The sequence below is a fragment of the Lentzea sp. genome, from assembly GCF_036380075.1.
Lineage (GTDB): Bacteria > Actinomycetota > Actinomycetes > Mycobacteriales > Pseudonocardiaceae > Lentzea.
Genome location: NZ_DASVFL010000027.1, coordinates 1 through 15879, shown reverse-complemented (window position 1 = coordinate 15879; position 15879 = coordinate 1). Strand labels below are relative to the sequence as shown.

The following is a 15879-nucleotide window of genomic DNA, read 5'->3' as shown; positions in this document are numbered from 1 at the left end:
GAACCGCCGTTGGCCTGAGCGGGCGAGTGGAAAGCGCCTTCCAGACCACATCGCGCTACACCGGGGAGAAATCGGCTCCTGTGGTCCACGTTACAGTGCCGTGAACTCTGGGAGCGCTCCCAGTTGTCGAGAGGGCGGCGGCATGACTCGACGAACAGTGGCGTTGGCGGTCACGGCGGTGGTGCTGACCGGCGGGGTACCCGCCGTCGCGGCACCGGCCGCGGTGGCCTGCACCGTCACCTACAAAGTCACCAACGAGTGGAACAACGGATTCGGCGCAGCGGTGTCGATCCGGAACGACGGCGACGCGTTGAACGGCTGGAAACTCACCTGGACGTTCGCGGACGGGCAACGCGTCACCCAGGGCTGGAACGGCACGTTCGCGCAGAGCGGCGCCGTGGTGACCGTGACCAACCCCGACTGGGCGAGGAACCTGCCCTCGGGCGGCACGGCGGAGGTCGGGTTCAACGGCAGCAAGAGCTCCGCGAACCGGGCACCGACGGACTTCGCCGTGAACGGCGTGTCCTGCACGGGACCGAACCAGGCGCCCTCCGTGGCCCTGACGGCTCCCACGAGCGGCAGCAGCTACACGCTGCCCGCGTCGATCCCGCTGGCCGCGACCGCGCAGGACAGCGACGGCACGGTGGCGAAGGTCGACTTCTACGCCGGCGACACGCTGGTCGCGACCGACACGAGCTCGCCGTACACCGGGACGTGGACCTCGGCCCCGGCCGGTGACCACGTGATCACGGCACGGGCCACGGACAACCGCGGCGCCGTCACGACGTCGGCACCGGCGACGGTCAAGGTCCTGTCCGGACCGGCGGTCCTGGCGTCGCCGAGCACGGTCTCGGTGAAGCAGGGCGGGACGGCGACGTTCGACGTCTCGCTGGCGACGGCACCGAGCCAGCCGGTCACGGTCACGATCGCCCGCAGCGGCAGCACCGACCTGACGGCGAGCCCGGCGACGCTCACGTTCTCCGGCACCGCCAAGCAGACGGTGACGGTGACGTCGGCGAACAACGGCGGGGAGCTCGGGACCGCGACCTTCACGGCCTCGGCCACCGGGTACAGCCCGGCGACCGTGACGGCCAAGGAGATCGACCCGAACACCTCGGACTTCAACAAGGCGTTCCTCGACCAGTACAACAAGATCAAGGACCCGGCGAGCGGCTACTTCCGCAAGTTCGGCGACTTGCTCGTGCCGTACCACTCGGTCGAGACGCTGATGGTGGAGGCACCGGACCACGGGCACCAGACGACGTCCGAGGCCTACAGCTACTACCTGTGGCTGGAGGCGAGCTACGGCCGCGTCACCGGTGACTGGGCGCCGTTCAAGTCCGCGTTCGCGTCGATGGAGAAGTACATCATCCCCGCGAAGGCCGACCAGCCGACCAACGACAAGTACGACCCGTCGAAGCCGGCGACCTACGCGCCCGAGCACCCGCGGATGGACCAGTACCCGTCCGTGCTCAGCAGCACCGCGCCGGTCGGGTCGGACCCGATCGCGGCGGAGCTGAAGTCCGCGTACGGCAACTCGGACGTCTACGGCATGCACTGGCTCATCGACGTCGACAACACCTACGGCTTCGGCCGGTGCGGTGACGGCACGACGGCGCCCGCGTACATCAACACCTACCAGCGCGGCTCGTCGGAGTCGGTGTGGGAGACGATCCCGCAGCCCTCGTGCGACACGTTCAAGCACGGTGGCCCCAACGGGTTCCTCGACCTCTTCACCAAGGACTCGTCCTACGCCAAGCAGTGGAAGTACACCAACGCGCCGGACGCGGACGCCCGCGTGGTGCAGGTGGCGCTGCTGGCCCAGCAGTGGGCGACGGCGCAGGGCAAGGCCGGCGACATCTCCGCGGAGATCGGCAAGTCCGCGAAGATGGGCGACTACCTGCGGTACGCCATGTTCGACAAGTACTTCAAGCGCATCGGCAACTGCACGAGCCCGACGACGTGCCCCGGTGCGACCGGCAAGAACAGCGCGCACTACCTGATGTCCTGGTACTACGCGTGGGGCGGTGCGACCGACACGTCCGCCGGCTGGGCGTGGCGCATCGGTGACGGTGCCTCGCACCAGGGCTACCAGAACCCGCTGGCGGCGTACGCGCTGTCGAACGTGCCCGCGCTCAAGCCGTTGTCCGCCACCGGGCAGCAGGACTGGGCGACGTCGCTCGACCGGCAGCTCGAGATGCTGCAGTGGCTGCAGTCGGCCGACGGCGGTCTCGCCGGCGGTGTGACGAACAGCTGGGAGGGCCAGTACGCCTCGCCTCCCGCGGGCACGCCGACGTTCTACGGCATGTACTACGACGCCCACCCGGTGTGGCGCGACCCGCCGAGCAACCGGTGGTTCGGCTTCCAGGTGTGGGGGATCGAGCGCACGGCGGCGCTGTACCGGCTGACCGGTGACGCGCGCGCCAAGAAAATCCTCGACAAGTGGGTGCCGTGGGCGATCGCGAACACCACGACCGGCACGAACTTCCAGATCCCCGCGGACCTGGAGTGGTCGGGCGCCCCGGACTCGTGGAACGCCACGAACCCCGGTTCGAACGCGAACCTGCGGGTGCGGGTGCTCAACCACAACCAGGACGTCGGTGTGGCCGCGTCCTACGCCAAGGTGCTGCTGAACTACGCGGCGAAGTCGGGCAACGCCGCGGCCAAGACCACGGGTGAGGCGCTGCTGACCGGGCTGCTCCAGCACCAGGACAGCCTCGGCATCGCGACGCCGGAGACGCGGACCGACTACAACCGGTTCGACGACGTCTACAACACCAGCACGCTGGAAGGCCCGTACGTCCCGCCGGGCTGGACCGGGAAGATGCCCAACGGCGACACGATCGCGCAGGGCTCGTCCTTCCTGTCGATGCGGTCGATGTTCCGCAACGACCCGCAGTGGCCCAAGGTCCAGGCCTACCTGGACGGTGGTCCGGCGCCGACGTTCACCTACCACCGCTTCTGGGCGCAGACCGAGATCGCCACAGCGTTCTCGCTGCACGCAGAGCTCTACGGGTGAGGAGTCCCGAGATGAGGAAACGACTGGCGCTCTTGGCCGTGGCTGCCACGGTCGGCGCGGTGCTCGTGCAGACCGGCGGAACGGCGGTCGCGCACGGGTCGATGGTCTGGCCCGGCAGCCGCACCTACCTCTGCTACGAGGACGGCCGCGCCGGCAGCGGCGGCGGTGACATCCAGCCCACCAACCCGGCGTGCCAGGCGGCCGTGGCCCAGGGCGGGAAGCAACCGCTGTGGGACTGGTTCGGCAACCTGATCAGCAACGCCGCCGGGCGCCACCGGGACATCATCCCGGACGGCAACCTCTGCGGTCCCACCACGAAGTACTCCGCCTACAACCTCGCGCGCGCCGACTGGCCCGTGACGCAGGTGCAGGCGAACAGCACGGTCACCTTCCGGTACAACGCGTGGGCACCGCACCCCGGCACGTGGGAGCAGTACGTCACCAAGGACGGCTTCGACGTGACGAAGCCGCTCAAGTGGTCCGACCTCGAGTCGGCGCCGTTCGACAAGGTGACGAACCCGCCGCTGGCGAACGGCGAGTACGCGTGGCAGGCCAAGCTCCCCAACAAGTCCGGCCGCCACATCATCTACTCGCTGTGGCAGCGGTCGGACAGTCCTGAGGCGTTCTACAGCTGTTCGGACGTCACGTTCGGCGGTGGCACGGGCACGCCCGACACCACCGCGCCGTCCGCTCCCGGCACCCCGGTCGCCTCGGGCGTCACCAGCAGCTCGGTGAAGCTCGACTGGAGTGCCGCGACGGACAACGTGGGTGTGGCGTCGTACCGCGTCTACAGCGGTGGCCAGGTGGTCGCCACGTCGTCGACGAACTCGGCGACGGTGACCGGGCTGAGCGCGGACACGCAGTACTCGTTCACCGTGGTGGCGACGGACTCCGCGGGCAACGCCTCGCCGGCGTCCTCGGGCGTCACGGTGAGGACGTCGACCGGTGGTGGGACCCCGACGGGCTCCTGCACGGTGGCGTACTCGCGGGCGAGCACCTGGAACGGCGGCTTCACGGCCAACGTCTCGGTGACCAACGGCGGCACCTCCGCCGTCAGCGGGTGGGCGCTCAGCTGGGCGTTCCCGTCCGGGCAGCAGCTGACGCAGGCCTGGTCGTCGACGATCACCGTCGCGAGCGGGCAGGCCACCGCGAAGGGCGCGTCGTACAACGCGGATCTCGCACCCGGCGCCACGGCGACGTTCGGGTTCAACGCGAGCACGACGTCCACCCCGACGGATCCGACGTCGTTCACGCTCAACGGATCCGCGTGCGCCATCCGGTGATGAGGGTGCTGCTCGCCCTCCTGGTGGTGGGTTCGGTCGCGTTCGTCCTCCTCGTCGGACGCGCCGAACCCACCCCGGACCTGAGCCGGGGAGTCGACGGCGTGGCCGCCTGGCTCAACGAGCTCACCGACGAGTGCACGAGCGTCCGGCGTGGCGACGACTTCACGGACTTCGCCGGTCCGGTGCGGTCGAAGGTCTACGCGCCGTTCATCGCGGAGTGGGGGACCTGCGTCAAGCAGCCGTACGGACGGCTGGGACTGCTGGTCCTGCGGCCGGGCATCGAACAGGCCTGGCGGACGGCGCTCGCGAACGGCGAGGTCCGAGGCGACCCGGACCTCGCCTTCGGGGACGGCTTCGCCCTCACCGGCTCGATCGGCATGGAGCACCTCGGCCTCAAGAGACTCGAGTGCACGCCCACCGCGTGTTCGCTCGTGGAAATAAAGCACCACTGACAGACAGGAGATCCGGAGCAATGAAGCTCAACGGACAGAGGCGGTGGGCCGCGGCGGGAGTCGTGGTCGCCACCGCTGTGGCGACGTTCGGGGTGGCGATGAGCGCACCCGCGGGCGCCGCACCCGGATGCCGTGTCGACTACACGGCGAACAACTGGGGCGGCGGAGGTTTCGGCGCCTCGGTGAAGGTCACCAACCTCGGTGACGCCGTGTCGGGCGGCTGGACGCTGAAGTTCTCGTTCCCCGGAAGCCAGCGCGTGGCGCAGGGCTGGAACGCGACCTGGTCGCAGTCCGGCAAGGACGTCACCGCGACGAGCCTGTCGTGGAACTCGAACCTCGGCACCGGCGCGTCCATCGAACTCGGCTTCAACGGCAGCAACGCGGCCAGCGGTGACGCCAACCCGTCGACGTTCACCCTGAACGGCACGGCCTGCACCGGCACGGTGCCGACGAGCACGACCACCACGACCACCACGACGACGACCACGACGACGTCCGGTGGCAACGGCCCCGGCCGGGTGGACAACCCGTACGTCGGCGCGAAGCAGTACGTGAACCCGGACTGGTCGGCCAAGGCCGCCGCGGAGCCCGGCGGCAGCCGGATCGCGAACCAGCCCACCGCCGTGTGGCTCGACCGCATCGCGGCGATCACCGGCACCGTGGACTCCCGCGGCCTGGTCGGACACCTGGACGAGGCGGTGCGCCAGGCGGCGGGCTCACCACTCGTCATCCAGCTGGTGATCTACAACCTGCCCGGTCGCGACTGCTCGGCGCTCGCGTCGAACGGTGAGCTCAAGGCCGACGAGATCGGTCGCTACAAGACCGAGTACATCGACCCGATCGCGTCGATCCTGGCCAGGCCCGCGTACAAGGACCTGCGGATCGTCACCACGGTCGAGATCGACTCGCTGCCGAACCTCATCACCAACGTCTCGCCGCGGCCGACCGCGGTGCCGGCGTGCGACACGATGAAGTCGAACGGCAACTACATCACCGGTGTCGGCTACGCGCTCGCGAAGCTGGGTGCGGTGTCCAACACCTACAACTACCTGGACATCGGCCACCACGGCTGGATCGGCTGGGACGACAACTTCGGCCCGACGGCCGAGCTGCTGTTCCAGGCCGCGAACGCCTCCGGCAGCACCAAGGCGAACGTGCAGGGCTTCATCGCCAACACCGCGAACTACGGCGCCCTGAAGGAGCCGTACTTCAAGATCGAGGACTCGGTGAACGGCACCTCGGTCCGCCAGTCGAAGTGGGTGGACTGGAACCGGTACGTCGACGAGCTGTCCTACGCGCAGGCGTTCCGGCAGCGGGCCGTGCAGGCCGGCTTCGACGCCAACGTCGGCATGCTGATCGACACCAGCCGCAACGGCTGGGGCGGCAGCGCCCGTCCGACGGGCCCCGGCCCGACGACGACCGTCGACGCCTACGTCAACGGCGGCAAGCTCGACCGCCGCATCCACCTCGGCAACTGGTGCAACCAGTCCGGTGCCGGTCTCGGCGAGCGGCCGAAGGTGGCTCCGGAGTCGGGCATCGACGCCTACGTGTGGGTGAAGCCGCCGGGTGAGTCCGACGGCGCCAGCGAGGAGATCCCGAACAACGAGGGCAAGGGCGCGGACAAGATGTGCGACCCGACCTACACCGGCAACGTGCGCAACGGCAACAACCTGTCGGGTGCGCTGCCGAACGCCCCGCTGTCGGGCAAGTGGTTCTCGTCGCAGTTCCAGGAGCTCATGCGCAACGCCTACCCGGCGCTGTGACCTGAGGTGATGTGAGCGTGCCCATGCGGCCGGCCTCTGAATCGAGGCCGCGCCGCGTGGGCTCGCTCTTCCTGTCCGCGTTGATCTTGAGTCGGGCAAGTTCCCAGACGGTGGCGGATTCGTCTGGACCACCTTGTTGGCGCAATGTTAACGCGCACATAACTCTTGATGTCATCAGAAGGTGCTCCTTATGGTGTCGACACGCTCACCGGGTGTAGTGGCGAGAGGAGGCTGTGTGGTCACCATCGCGGACGTCGCACGACACGCCGGGGTAGCCCCCAGCACGGTCTCCTACGTCCTCACCGGCAAGAGAACGATCTCCGCGGACACGAAGTCGAGGGTCCGGGAGAGCATCAGGCAGCTGGGCTACCAGCCGCACGTCACCGACCGGGCGTTGTCGTCCAGCAGGACCAACGTCATCGGCCTGGTGCTCCCGCTGCGCGCGGGCACGCACCTGCCCGCGGTGATGCGCTTCGTCACGGCGGCGGTGACGACAGCGCGCAGGTACGACATGGACCTGTTGCTGATGACGGCGGACGACGGAGCGGCGGGACTGCGCAGGGCGGCGAACAGCGCGCAGGTCGACGGGTTCCTCGTGATGGACGTGGAGATGGACGACGAGCGGGTGCCGTTGCTGCGGCAGCTGTCCAAGCCGTCCGTCCTCATCGGACACCCGGCGGCGGCGCGCGGGCTCACGTGCGTGGACCTCGACTTCGAGGCGGCGGGCGCGAAGTGCGTCGACCACCTCGCGGACCTGGGGCACCGCTCCATCGGCTTCCTCGGCGCGCCGAGCGCGGTCTACCGGCGCAGCACGGGGTTCGCCCACCGCACGATGAACGGCTTCAGCGCGGCGGCGATGCGCAGGGGAGTGGCCGCGACGGCGTTGTCCGTCGAGGGCGACCACGACTCGGTGCTCAGGGCGACGAAGGCCCTGATCCGCGCCCACCCGTCGATGACGGCGCTGGTCGTGCACAACGAGGCGGCACTCGGCTGGATCACCACCTGCCTGCGCGCGGCCGGCCGGTCGGTCCCCGGTGACGTGGCCGTGGTCGCGATCTGCCCGGACGAGCTGGCCGAGCAGTCGTCACCGCTGCTCACCTCGGTGCGCCTGCCGGCGGAGGAGCTCGGCAGACACGCCGTCGACCTGCTGGTGGCGAAGCTGGAGGGCAAGCAGCCCCCACCGCTGCTGTTGCTGCCGCCCCGCCTGTCCCGGCGGGCCAGCACCCCGGACCCGGTCACCCACCGCAGCGCCACCGGCTGACCGGCACCGCCCGCGCTCGTCGCGCGGGCGGACCCCGACGGGCGGTCACCGGGGCATTCGCACGCGCGAAAACGCGGCGCGCGCGTGCGACCCCGTGTCACGGAGATCGTCCTGGAGGAGTGCGCGACCCGATCGGCGGAGCGGCCGTCGCGCACTCCTCCGCTTCGTACACTCGGCGGAATGGAACTGGCGGAAGCACTCGCGTCCCGGGTCGTCGTCCTGGACGGCGGCCTGTCCACGGCCCTGGAGCAGGCGGGCCACGACCTGTCCGACCCGCTGTGGTCGGCCAGGCTCCTGCTGTCCGACCCGGAAGCTCTGCGCGCCGCGCACCTCGCCTTCTACCGCGCGGGCGCCGAGGTCGCCATCACCGCAAGCTACCAGGCGAGCTTCGAGGGCTTCGCGCGCCGCGGCATCGGCCACGACGACACGGTCCGGTTGCTGCGCTCGTCCGTGGAGCTCGCGCGTTCCGCCGCGTCCGAAGTGGACGGACAGCGCTGGGTGGCGGCGTCGGTCGGCCCCTACGGCGCGGTGCTGGCGGACGGCTCCGAGTACCGCGGCCGCTACGGCCTGTCCCACCGCGAGCTGGTGGCGTTCCACGGTCCGCGCGTCGAGGCGCTCTGCTCCGCCGGACCCGACGTGCTCGCCGTCGAGACGATCCCGGACTCCGACGAGGCGTCGGCGGTGGTGGACGTGGTGCGCGGCAGCGGCGTGCCGATGTGGCTGTCGTACAGCGTCCGCGGTGACCGGACCTGCGCCGGGCAGCCCCTGGAGGAGGCGTTCGCCGTCGTGTCCGGTGTGGACGAGGTGGTCGCCGTCGGCGTGAACTGCTGTGCGCCGCAGGACGTGGCGGGCGCGGTGGCCGCGGCTCGCCGGGTGACCGGGTTGCCGGTGGTGGTGTACCCGAACAGCGGGGAGACGTGGGACGCGGGGGCACGGGGCTGGACCGGCGACGGGGGTGGGTTCGCGGCGTTGCCGGGGGAGTGGGTCGGTGGCGGGGCCCGGCTGGTGGGCGGGTGCTGCCGGACCGGGCCGGACGCGATCGGCGAGCTGGTGAAGGGGTTGCCGGCGGGGGCTTGAGCCGGGGGTCCGCTGCCGTCAGGCCTTCGTCTGGTACTCGCGGGCCACGTCCACCAGCAGCTGGTGCATGGCCAGCTCGGCCGGCGCGCGCAACCGGTCCTGCCGGTGCGCCAGCAGGATGCGGCGGGCTGGCACGTCCGTGCCCAGGGCGAGGACGCGGACGTCCGGGATCGGGTTGCGCACGGCGGTTCTGGGGGCGAGTGCGACGCCCAGGCCGACGCTCACCATCGCCTGCGCCTCCTGGTAGTCGTTGGCCTCGAAGGCGATCTTCGGGGTGAAGCCGGCCGCGCGGCAGCTGCGTTCCAGGACCTCGGCGACCGGGTGGTCGTGGGCGCGGACGATCCACTCCTCGTCGGCCAGCTCCGACATGGTCGTGAACCGCTTGCGGGCCAGGCGGTGGTCGGCGGCGACGACCAGCACGGTCGGGTCGTCGAGCAGCGGGGTCAGGGAGATGTCGGGCACGTCCACGCGGTTCCAGGCGTAGTCCCACAGCAGTGCGATGCCGACGGTTCCGTTCTCGAGCAGTTCGACCAGCTCGTCGAACCGGGTGCTGCGCACGTCCAGGCGCAGGTCCGGGTACTGGCGGCGGAAGCGGCTCACGACCAGGGGGAGCAGGGCGCTCGCGACGGTCGGGAACACGCCCACCGAGATCGTGCCGCGGCGCAGGCCCGCCAGTTCGGCGAGGTCGGCCTCTGCGGCGCTGAGGCGGCGCAGGACGTGCCGCGCGTGGCCCGCCAGGAGGGCTCCCGCCTCGGTGGGGCGCACGCCCCTGGCCTGCCGGTGCAGCAGCGGCTGACCGGCCTCTACCTCCAGCCTGCGCAGCTGCTGCGACACGGCGGACGGGGTGTAGCCGAGCTGTTCGGCGGCGGCGGTCATCGAACCCGTGTCGACCACGGCGGCGAGCAGCGCCAGGCGTCGGACGTCCAGCACGGCGGCTCCTCGTTCCAGAAACTTCGACACGTCCGGTTCACGCATCGGTGACTTGCGTGCAGCTTAGCTTCACCCTTTCACGCCAGATCAATGCCCAGAGTGCCGCAAAGACACCTCAAAAGCACCCGCACAAGCATGAAGCAAAACTTCACGGGTCTTCAGAACTTGTCGATTGTGTTCATGCTCGCCGCGCGTCACGGTTGCCGTCGTTCCCGCCGACGTGGAGGAGTGGCTGTGCGAGAGATACCGGCGACGTGGATGCGCGGTGGCACCAGCAAGTGCTGGGTGTTCGAGCGCGACGTGCTCGCGGTGCCCGGCCGCGGTGTCGACGAGGTGCTGCTGCGGCTGTACGGCAGCCCCGACCCGCGCCAGGTCGACGGCGTCGGCGGCGCGACCTCCACCACCAGCAAGGCCGTGGTGCTCGCCCGCGGCGACCGGCCGGGCATCGACGTCGAGTACACGTTCGCCCAGATCGGCATCAGCGACGGGCGGGTCGACTGGACCAGCAACTGCGGCAACTGCTCGGCCGTCGTCGGGCCCTACGCGCTGCGCCGTGGCTGGGTGCGGCCCACCGGTGACGTCACCACGGTGCGCATCAACAACACCAACACCGGCCAGCTGATCGTCGTCGACGTGCCGACGCCCGCGGGCCGGGTGACCGAGGAGGGCGTGGACGTCATCCCCGGCGTGCCGCAGCCGGGACTCGGCGTGCGGCTGTGGTTCGTCGACCCCGCCGGGCGGACGACCGGGGCGCTGCTGCCCACGGGCAACGCCGTCGACGTCGTGGACGGGGTGCGGGTGACGCTGCTCGACGCCGGGGCGCCCGTGGTGCTCGTCGCGGCCGACGAGGTCGGTGCCGACGGCGAGGCCACCCCGGCCGAGCTCGACGCCCGGGAGGACCTGCTGGGCAGGCTCGACCGGCTCCGGCGCGCCGCGGCCGTCCGCATGGGGCTCGCCGCCGACCCGGCCTCCGCCGCGCGGGCGACGCCCAAGCTCGCCCTCGTCAGCGCGGGTCACCCCGGGCGGTCCGACGTGACCGTGCGGATGCTGTCGATGGGACGGACGCACCCCGCGCTGGCGATCACCGGCAGCGTCGCGCTCACCGCGGCGGCCCGGACTCCGGGTACGGTGCTCTCCCGGTTCACCGCCGGGGAGCAGGAGGTGCTGCGCCTGGACACTCCGGCCGGAGTCGTCACGACGAGCTCGGGCACCCGCGACGGGCTGCTCGCGATCGGCGTCACCCGCACCACCCGCCGCATCGGCGACGCGACCCTCGTCCTGCCCGACGACGAGAACGCGACCACGACACCGGCCGCCGCGCCGGCCGCCTGATCCGCTCCGTCCCGCCCGGACGGAGCCGTCGGGGCAGGCCGAACGACCCAAGAGGACAATGATGTCATCACAGATAATCGCGATCCTGGTCCTGGGCGCCATGTTCGTCGTCGCCACGGTGCTGCCGATCAACATCGGCATCCTCGCGCTGGTCGCCTCGTTCCTCGTCGGCACGTTCGTGTTCGGCCTCGAGGACAAGGAGATCTTCGAGGGCTTCCCGGTCTCGCTGTTCATCACCGTCGTCGGAGTCACCTACCTGTTCTCCGTCGCCAAGCTCAACGGCACCATCGACCTGCTGGTGCAGGGCGGGATCCGGCTCGTGCGCGGCCGCGCGATCCTGGTGCCGTGGGTGCTGTTCGCCGTCGCGGCCGCGCTCACCGCGCTGGGCACCTTCACCCCGGCGGCCGTCGCGCTGCTGGTGCCGGTCGGCATGAGCTTCGCCTTCACCTACCGCATCAGCCCGCTGATGATCGGCATGATGGTGATCTGCGGTGCCCACGCCGGCGCGTTCTCTCCTATGGCCGTGTCCGGCGCGCTCGTCTACGGCATCGTGGCGAAGTCCGGCCTGACGATCTCCCACGCAGCGTTGTTCTTCGCCAGCATGGGCTTCAACCTGCTGCTGGCCGCCGGCACCTACGTGATGCTGCGCCGCCGCGGCGAGGAGAGCTTCGTCGAGTACCCCGACGACGGGACGCCTGAACCGGACACGTCCGCGCCGAGCGGTGGAGGGGTCGCCGTCGCGACCAGGCCGCGGACGTCCGTCGTGACGTGGCGGCAGCGCGCCACCCTCGCGGCGCTGGTCGTGCTCGTGGTCGGCGCCCTCGCGTTCCACCTCCAGATCGGGTTCCTCGCGCTGGCCGCGGGCGCCGTGCTGGCCCTGCTCGACCGCGAGAACCTCGGCAAGGCCGTCGAGGGCATCAGCTGGCCGACGATCCTGCTGGTCGCGGGCATGGTCACCTACGTCGGCGTGCTGGAGCACTCCGGCACGATCGACTGGGTCGCCCACGGCGCGGTGGGACTGGGCGCGCCGCTGCTGGTCGCGCTGGTGCTGTGCGTCATCGTCGGAGTCACCTCGGCGTTCGCCTCGTCGACCGCCATCCTCACCGCGACCATCCCGATGGCGATCCCGCTGCTGCTCACGGACTCGCTGCCGGTCGTGGGCGTCGTCGCCGCCATGGCCATCTCCACCACGATCGTCGACGTCTCGCCGTTCTCCACCAACGGCGCGCTGGTCCTCGCCAACGCCCGCGGCGTCGACCGGACCCGCTTCTACCGCCAGGTCATCTCCTACACCTGCGTGATCGTGGGGCTCGGCCCGGTCGCGGCCTGGGCCGTGCTGGTGCTGCCCGGCGGGTTCTGAGTGCCGGACCGGTGGGCACCCGCCTACTCCGTTTGCCGGAGCGGGAGGCGGGTATCCACCGGTCGTTGATTCGGCGACAACAACTGGGGCAGTCCTTGACCGGGTGTCAGTCAGGTGGGGAAGAACCGTCGCAGCTGGTCGACGGCGTCAGTGCCGGGCTTCCGGACGAGTCGCCGCCGCTCGTGCACATCCGGCGGTGGCTGCGGACGACGTTCCGCGGCTACCCCGACGACCTGCTCGACGACGTCCTGCTGGTGTGCACGGAGCTCGTCAGCAACGCCTACGACCACGCGTGCGGCCCGCGCGACGTCCGGGTGGCGCAGGACGCCGGGGGACGGGTCATCCGCGTCGAGGTGGACGACGGGAGCCCGCGGGCGCTGCCCACTCCCGGTGTGTCCTCGCTGGGGTCGTTCCGCGGCCGCGGCATGACGCTCGTGGACGCCGTGACGAGCCGCTGGGGAGTGCTCGACCGCGGCGACCGCAAGACGGTCTGGGCGGAGTTCCTGCTCGGCTCCTGACGGTGTCGAACGCGTTCGACTCTCCTTGACCGCAAGGGTTTCCTCCTCCACAGTTTGGTGGACGCGACCGTGTTCGCAGGAGTCGCCTCTCCGCGACGTGACCGCCGTGCGGGCACAAGCGCGCGACCGACCGCTGGCGCAAGCGGTCGGCCGGACGTCCTGGTCGCGTTCTCCCCACCTCGACGAAGAGGAGCACGCCCATGGCCGGATCAGGCCATCACCCGTCCACCCCCGTCCCCCGCGCCAGAGGACGTCGCCTGGCGGGAGTCACCGCCGCCGTCGCCGTCCTGCTCGGCGGTCTGGTGGCGGCTTTCACCGCGGCACCCGTGTCGGCGGCGACCGTCGACACGACCGCCTGGTACGTGCTGGTGAACCGCAACAGCGGCAAGGCCCTGGACGTCTACAACCTCGCCACGAACGACGGCGCGCGCATCACCCAGTGGGCGCGCAACGACGGCAACCAGCAGCAGTGGCAGTTCGTCGACTCGGGCGGCGGCTACTACCGCCTGAAGTCCCGGCTGTCGGGCAAGGTTCTCGACGTCTACAACTTCTCCACGGCGGACGGCGGCAGCATCGTCCAGTGGTCCGACTCGAACGGCACGAACCAGCAGTTCCGCCTCGCCGACTCCGACAGCGGGTACGTGCGGCTGGTGAACCGCAACAGCGGCAAGGCCGTCGAGGTCCAGGGCGCGTCCACCGCGGACGGCGGCAACGTCGTCCAGTACAGCGACTGGAACGGCGCCAACCAGCAGTGGCAGCTGGTCCGCGTCAGTGGCGGCACGGGCCCGACCACGACGACGACCACGCCGCCGGGCGGCACGTGCCAGCTGCCGTCCAGCTACCGCTGGTCGTCGACCGGCCCGCTGGCGCAGCCGAAGCAGGGCTGGGTGTCGCTCAAGGACTTCACCCACGTCGTGTACAACGGCAAGCACCTGGTCTACGCGACGACCCACGACACGGGATCGACCTGGGGCTCGATGAACTTCGGGACGTTCACCAACTGGTCGGACATGGGCTCCGCCAGCCAGAACGGCATGAGCTCGGGAACGGTCGCCCCCACGCTGTTCTACTTCGCGCCCAAGAACATCTGGGTGCTGACCTACCAGTGGGGCCCGACCGCCTTCAGCTACCGGACGTCGAACGACCCGACCAACGCCAACGGCTGGTCGGCGGCGCAGCCCCTCTTCACGGGCAGCATCTCCGGCTCCGGCACCGGCCCGATCGACCAGACGCTCATCGGCGACAGCCAGAACATGTACCTGTTCTTCGCCGGTGACAACGGGAAGATCTACCGGGCGAGCATGCCGATCGGGAACTTCCCGGGCAACTTCGGCTCGTCGTACACGACGATCATGAGCGACACCCAGGCGAACCTGTTCGAGGGCGTCGAGGTCTACAAGGTGCAGGGCCAGAACCAGTACCTGATGATCGTCGAGGCCATGGGCAGCGGCGGGCGCTACTTCCGCTCGTTCACCTCCAGCAGCCTCAACGGGTCCTGGACGCCGCAGGCCGCCAGCGAGAGCAACCCGTTCGCCGGCAAGGCCAACAGCGGTGCCACGTGGACGAACGACATCAGCCACGGCGACATCGTGCGCAGCAACCCCGACCAGACCAAGACCATCGACCCCTGCAACCTGCAGCTGCTCTACCAGGGCCGCGACCCGAGCTCGGGCGGTGACTACGGTCGCCTGCCGTACCGGCCCGGTGTCCTGACGCTGCAACGCTGACCGCGTGCGACGGGCCGGCTCCCAGAACTCGGGGAGCCGGCCCGTCGTGTTTCAGGGGGTGCCACCCCCCCCACTTCGGTCAGACGACCTGGCAGGCGGAGCCGTTGAGGCTGAACGAGTCCGGCTTGCCGGCGTTGCCCGAGTGCGTCGCCTGGAAGCCGATCGTGACCGACGCGCCGGGCGCGATCTGCCCGTTGTAGGACGCGTTCGTGGCCGTCACGCGGCCGGAGGCGGGGGAGTAGCTCGCGTTCCAGCCGCCCGTGATCGTCTGCCCGCCGGGCAGGGTGAAGGCCAGCGACCAGCCGTTCACGGCCGTCGTGCCGGTGTTGGTGAGCGTGATGTTCGACGTCAGGCCCTCGGCCCACGCGTTGATCGTGGCGCTCACCCGGCACGGCCCCTGCGGGGGAACCGTCGTCGTCGTGCTCGTGGTGGTCGTCGTGGTCGTGGTGGTGGTCGTCGTACTCGTCGGGTCGGTGCCGCCGGCGAACTGGGTGAGGAACTTCCACGCCTCACCGGAGGTCCAGGTCTGCCAGCCGGTGCCGCCGGAGTCGAGCGGGTTCGGCGTGTGCCCGCCGTCGAACGCGGCCCAGACCACGGGATACCCCGCGCGGCAACCGCTGTAGGTCGTCACGATGTGCCGGCGGCTGCCGGCCGCGGGCTCGGGGGCGTTCTGCGGGGTGCAGCCGTTGTTGCGCACGAAGGTGTCGCGCAGAGCACGGCCCTGGCCGATGCCGAGGACGTTGTCGCTGATGCCGTGGATGCCCAGGTACCCGATCGGCTGCGTGCCACCGTCACACCCGCTGAGCTGCGCGCCCGAGTAGACGACCACGGCCCGGAAGACGGTGGAACGCGCACACGCCACGGCGTAGGACATGGAGCCGCCGTAGCTCCAGCCACCGGCGAAGCGCTGGGTCGTGTCGATGCAGAGGCTGGAGTCGAGCAGCGCCACGAGGTCGTCGACGAACTTCAGGTCCTGGCCGCCGGGGTTGGCCCAGCCGTTGTTGTTGCCCTGCGGAGCCACGAAGATCGTGCCGTTGTTCGCGGAGTCGGAGAGCTTGCGCAGGCCGTAGTAGGACCAGTTGTAGCCGTCCGACCCGCCGGAGTCGACGTCGTTCGCGGTGCCGTTGAGCCAGTGGAAGCCCACGAACAGGCGGTAC

12 protein-coding genes are annotated in these 15879 nt (G+C 70.4%); 10 read left to right on the top strand and 2 right to left on the bottom strand.

What is annotated here, in order from left to right:
• The first annotated feature begins 142 nt into the window (after positions 1-142).
• From VF330_RS02790 to mmuM, 6 genes are all read left to right on the top strand, one after another.
• The gene (locus tag VF330_RS02790; RefSeq protein ID WP_330849880.1) at positions 143-3019 is read left to right on the top strand and encodes a glycoside hydrolase family 48 protein; all 2877 of its coding nucleotides are present in this window, start codon (positions 143-145) and stop codon (positions 3017-3019) included.
• Between the two features lie 11 nt (positions 3020-3030).
• Positions 3031-4302, top strand: coding sequence for a lytic polysaccharide monooxygenase (locus VF330_RS02785; RefSeq protein WP_330849879.1), 1272 nt, complete (start codon positions 3031-3033; stop codon positions 4300-4302).
• Positions 4302-4754: a hypothetical protein gene (locus tag VF330_RS02780; RefSeq protein WP_330849878.1), complete on the top strand. Its 453-nt coding sequence runs from the start codon at positions 4302-4304 to the stop codon at positions 4752-4754. The genes VF330_RS02785 and VF330_RS02780 overlap by 1 nt, the downstream gene beginning before the upstream one ends.
• 20 nt (positions 4755-4774) lie before the next feature.
• The gene (locus VF330_RS02775) at positions 4775-6517 is read left to right on the top strand and encodes a glycoside hydrolase family 6 protein (RefSeq protein WP_330849877.1); all 1743 of its coding nucleotides are present in this window, start codon (positions 4775-4777) and stop codon (positions 6515-6517) included.
• 235 nt (positions 6518-6752) lie between these two features.
• Entirely contained in the window at positions 6753-7778 is a 1026-nt protein-coding gene (locus VF330_RS02770) for a LacI family DNA-binding transcriptional regulator (protein WP_330849876.1), read from the top strand.
• Positions 7779-7958: 180 nt separating this feature from the next.
• Positions 7959-8855, top strand: a complete 897-nt coding sequence (mmuM, locus tag VF330_RS02765; RefSeq protein ID WP_330849875.1) for a homocysteine S-methyltransferase — start codon at positions 7959-7961, stop codon at positions 8853-8855.
• An 18-nt stretch (positions 8856-8873) separates the two neighbouring features.
• On the opposite strand, the gene VF330_RS02760 is transcribed toward mmuM, so the two are convergent.
• Positions 8874-9785, bottom strand: a complete 912-nt coding sequence (locus VF330_RS02760) for a LysR family transcriptional regulator (RefSeq protein ID WP_330849874.1) — start codon at positions 9783-9785, stop codon at positions 8874-8876.
• Positions 9786-10019: 234 nt separating this feature from the next.
• Here VF330_RS02760 and VF330_RS02755 point away from each other — a divergent pair, with 234 nt between their 5' ends.
• From VF330_RS02755 to VF330_RS02740, 4 genes are all read left to right on the top strand, one after another.
• Positions 10020-11117 (top strand): PrpF domain-containing protein, encoded by a 1098-nt coding sequence (locus tag VF330_RS02755; protein WP_330849873.1) that lies wholly within the window; start codon positions 10020-10022, stop codon positions 11115-11117.
• A gap of 61 nt (positions 11118-11178) precedes the next feature.
• Positions 11179-12477 (top strand): SLC13 family permease, encoded by a 1299-nt coding sequence (locus VF330_RS02750; protein WP_330849872.1) that lies wholly within the window; start codon positions 11179-11181, stop codon positions 12475-12477.
• A gap of 95 nt (positions 12478-12572) precedes the next feature.
• Positions 12573-12995 carry an ATP-binding protein gene (locus VF330_RS02745; protein WP_330849871.1) on the top strand — a complete coding sequence of 141 codons (423 nt, stop codon included), beginning with the start codon at positions 12573-12575 and terminating at the stop codon, positions 12993-12995.
• A 200-nt stretch (positions 12996-13195) separates the two neighbouring features.
• Positions 13196-14722: a non-reducing end alpha-L-arabinofuranosidase family hydrolase gene (locus VF330_RS02740; RefSeq protein WP_330849870.1), complete on the top strand. Its 1527-nt coding sequence runs from the start codon at positions 13196-13198 to the stop codon at positions 14720-14722.
• Between the two features lie 79 nt (positions 14723-14801).
• On the opposite strand, the gene VF330_RS02735 is transcribed toward VF330_RS02740, so the two are convergent.
• A partial coding sequence (locus VF330_RS02735; protein ID WP_330849869.1) for a cellulose binding domain-containing protein occupies positions 14802-15879 on the bottom strand: 1078 nt, incomplete at its 5' end.

What these genes read in the sequence shown, in the direction of transcription:
- VF330_RS02790 (WP_330849880.1), top strand. Translation starts at nt 143, where the DNA reads ATGACTCGACGAACAGTGGCGTTGGCGGTCACGGCGGTGGTGCTGACC.
- VF330_RS02785 (WP_330849879.1), top strand. Translation starts at nt 3,031, where the DNA reads ATGAGGAAACGACTGGCGCTCTTGGCCGTGGCTGCCACGGTCGGCGCG.
- VF330_RS02780 (WP_330849878.1), top strand. Translation starts at nt 4,302, where the DNA reads ATGAGGGTGCTGCTCGCCCTCCTGGTGGTGGGTTCGGTCGCGTTCGTC.
- VF330_RS02775 (WP_330849877.1), top strand. Translation starts at nt 4,775, where the DNA reads ATGAAGCTCAACGGACAGAGGCGGTGGGCCGCGGCGGGAGTCGTGGTC.
- mmuM (WP_330849875.1), top strand. Translation starts at nt 7,959, where the DNA reads ATGGAACTGGCGGAAGCACTCGCGTCCCGGGTCGTCGTCCTGGACGGC.
- VF330_RS02750 (WP_330849872.1), top strand. Translation starts at nt 11,179, where the DNA reads ATGTCATCACAGATAATCGCGATCCTGGTCCTGGGCGCCATGTTCGTC.
- VF330_RS02740 (WP_330849870.1), top strand. Translation starts at nt 13,196, where the DNA reads ATGGCCGGATCAGGCCATCACCCGTCCACCCCCGTCCCCCGCGCCAGA.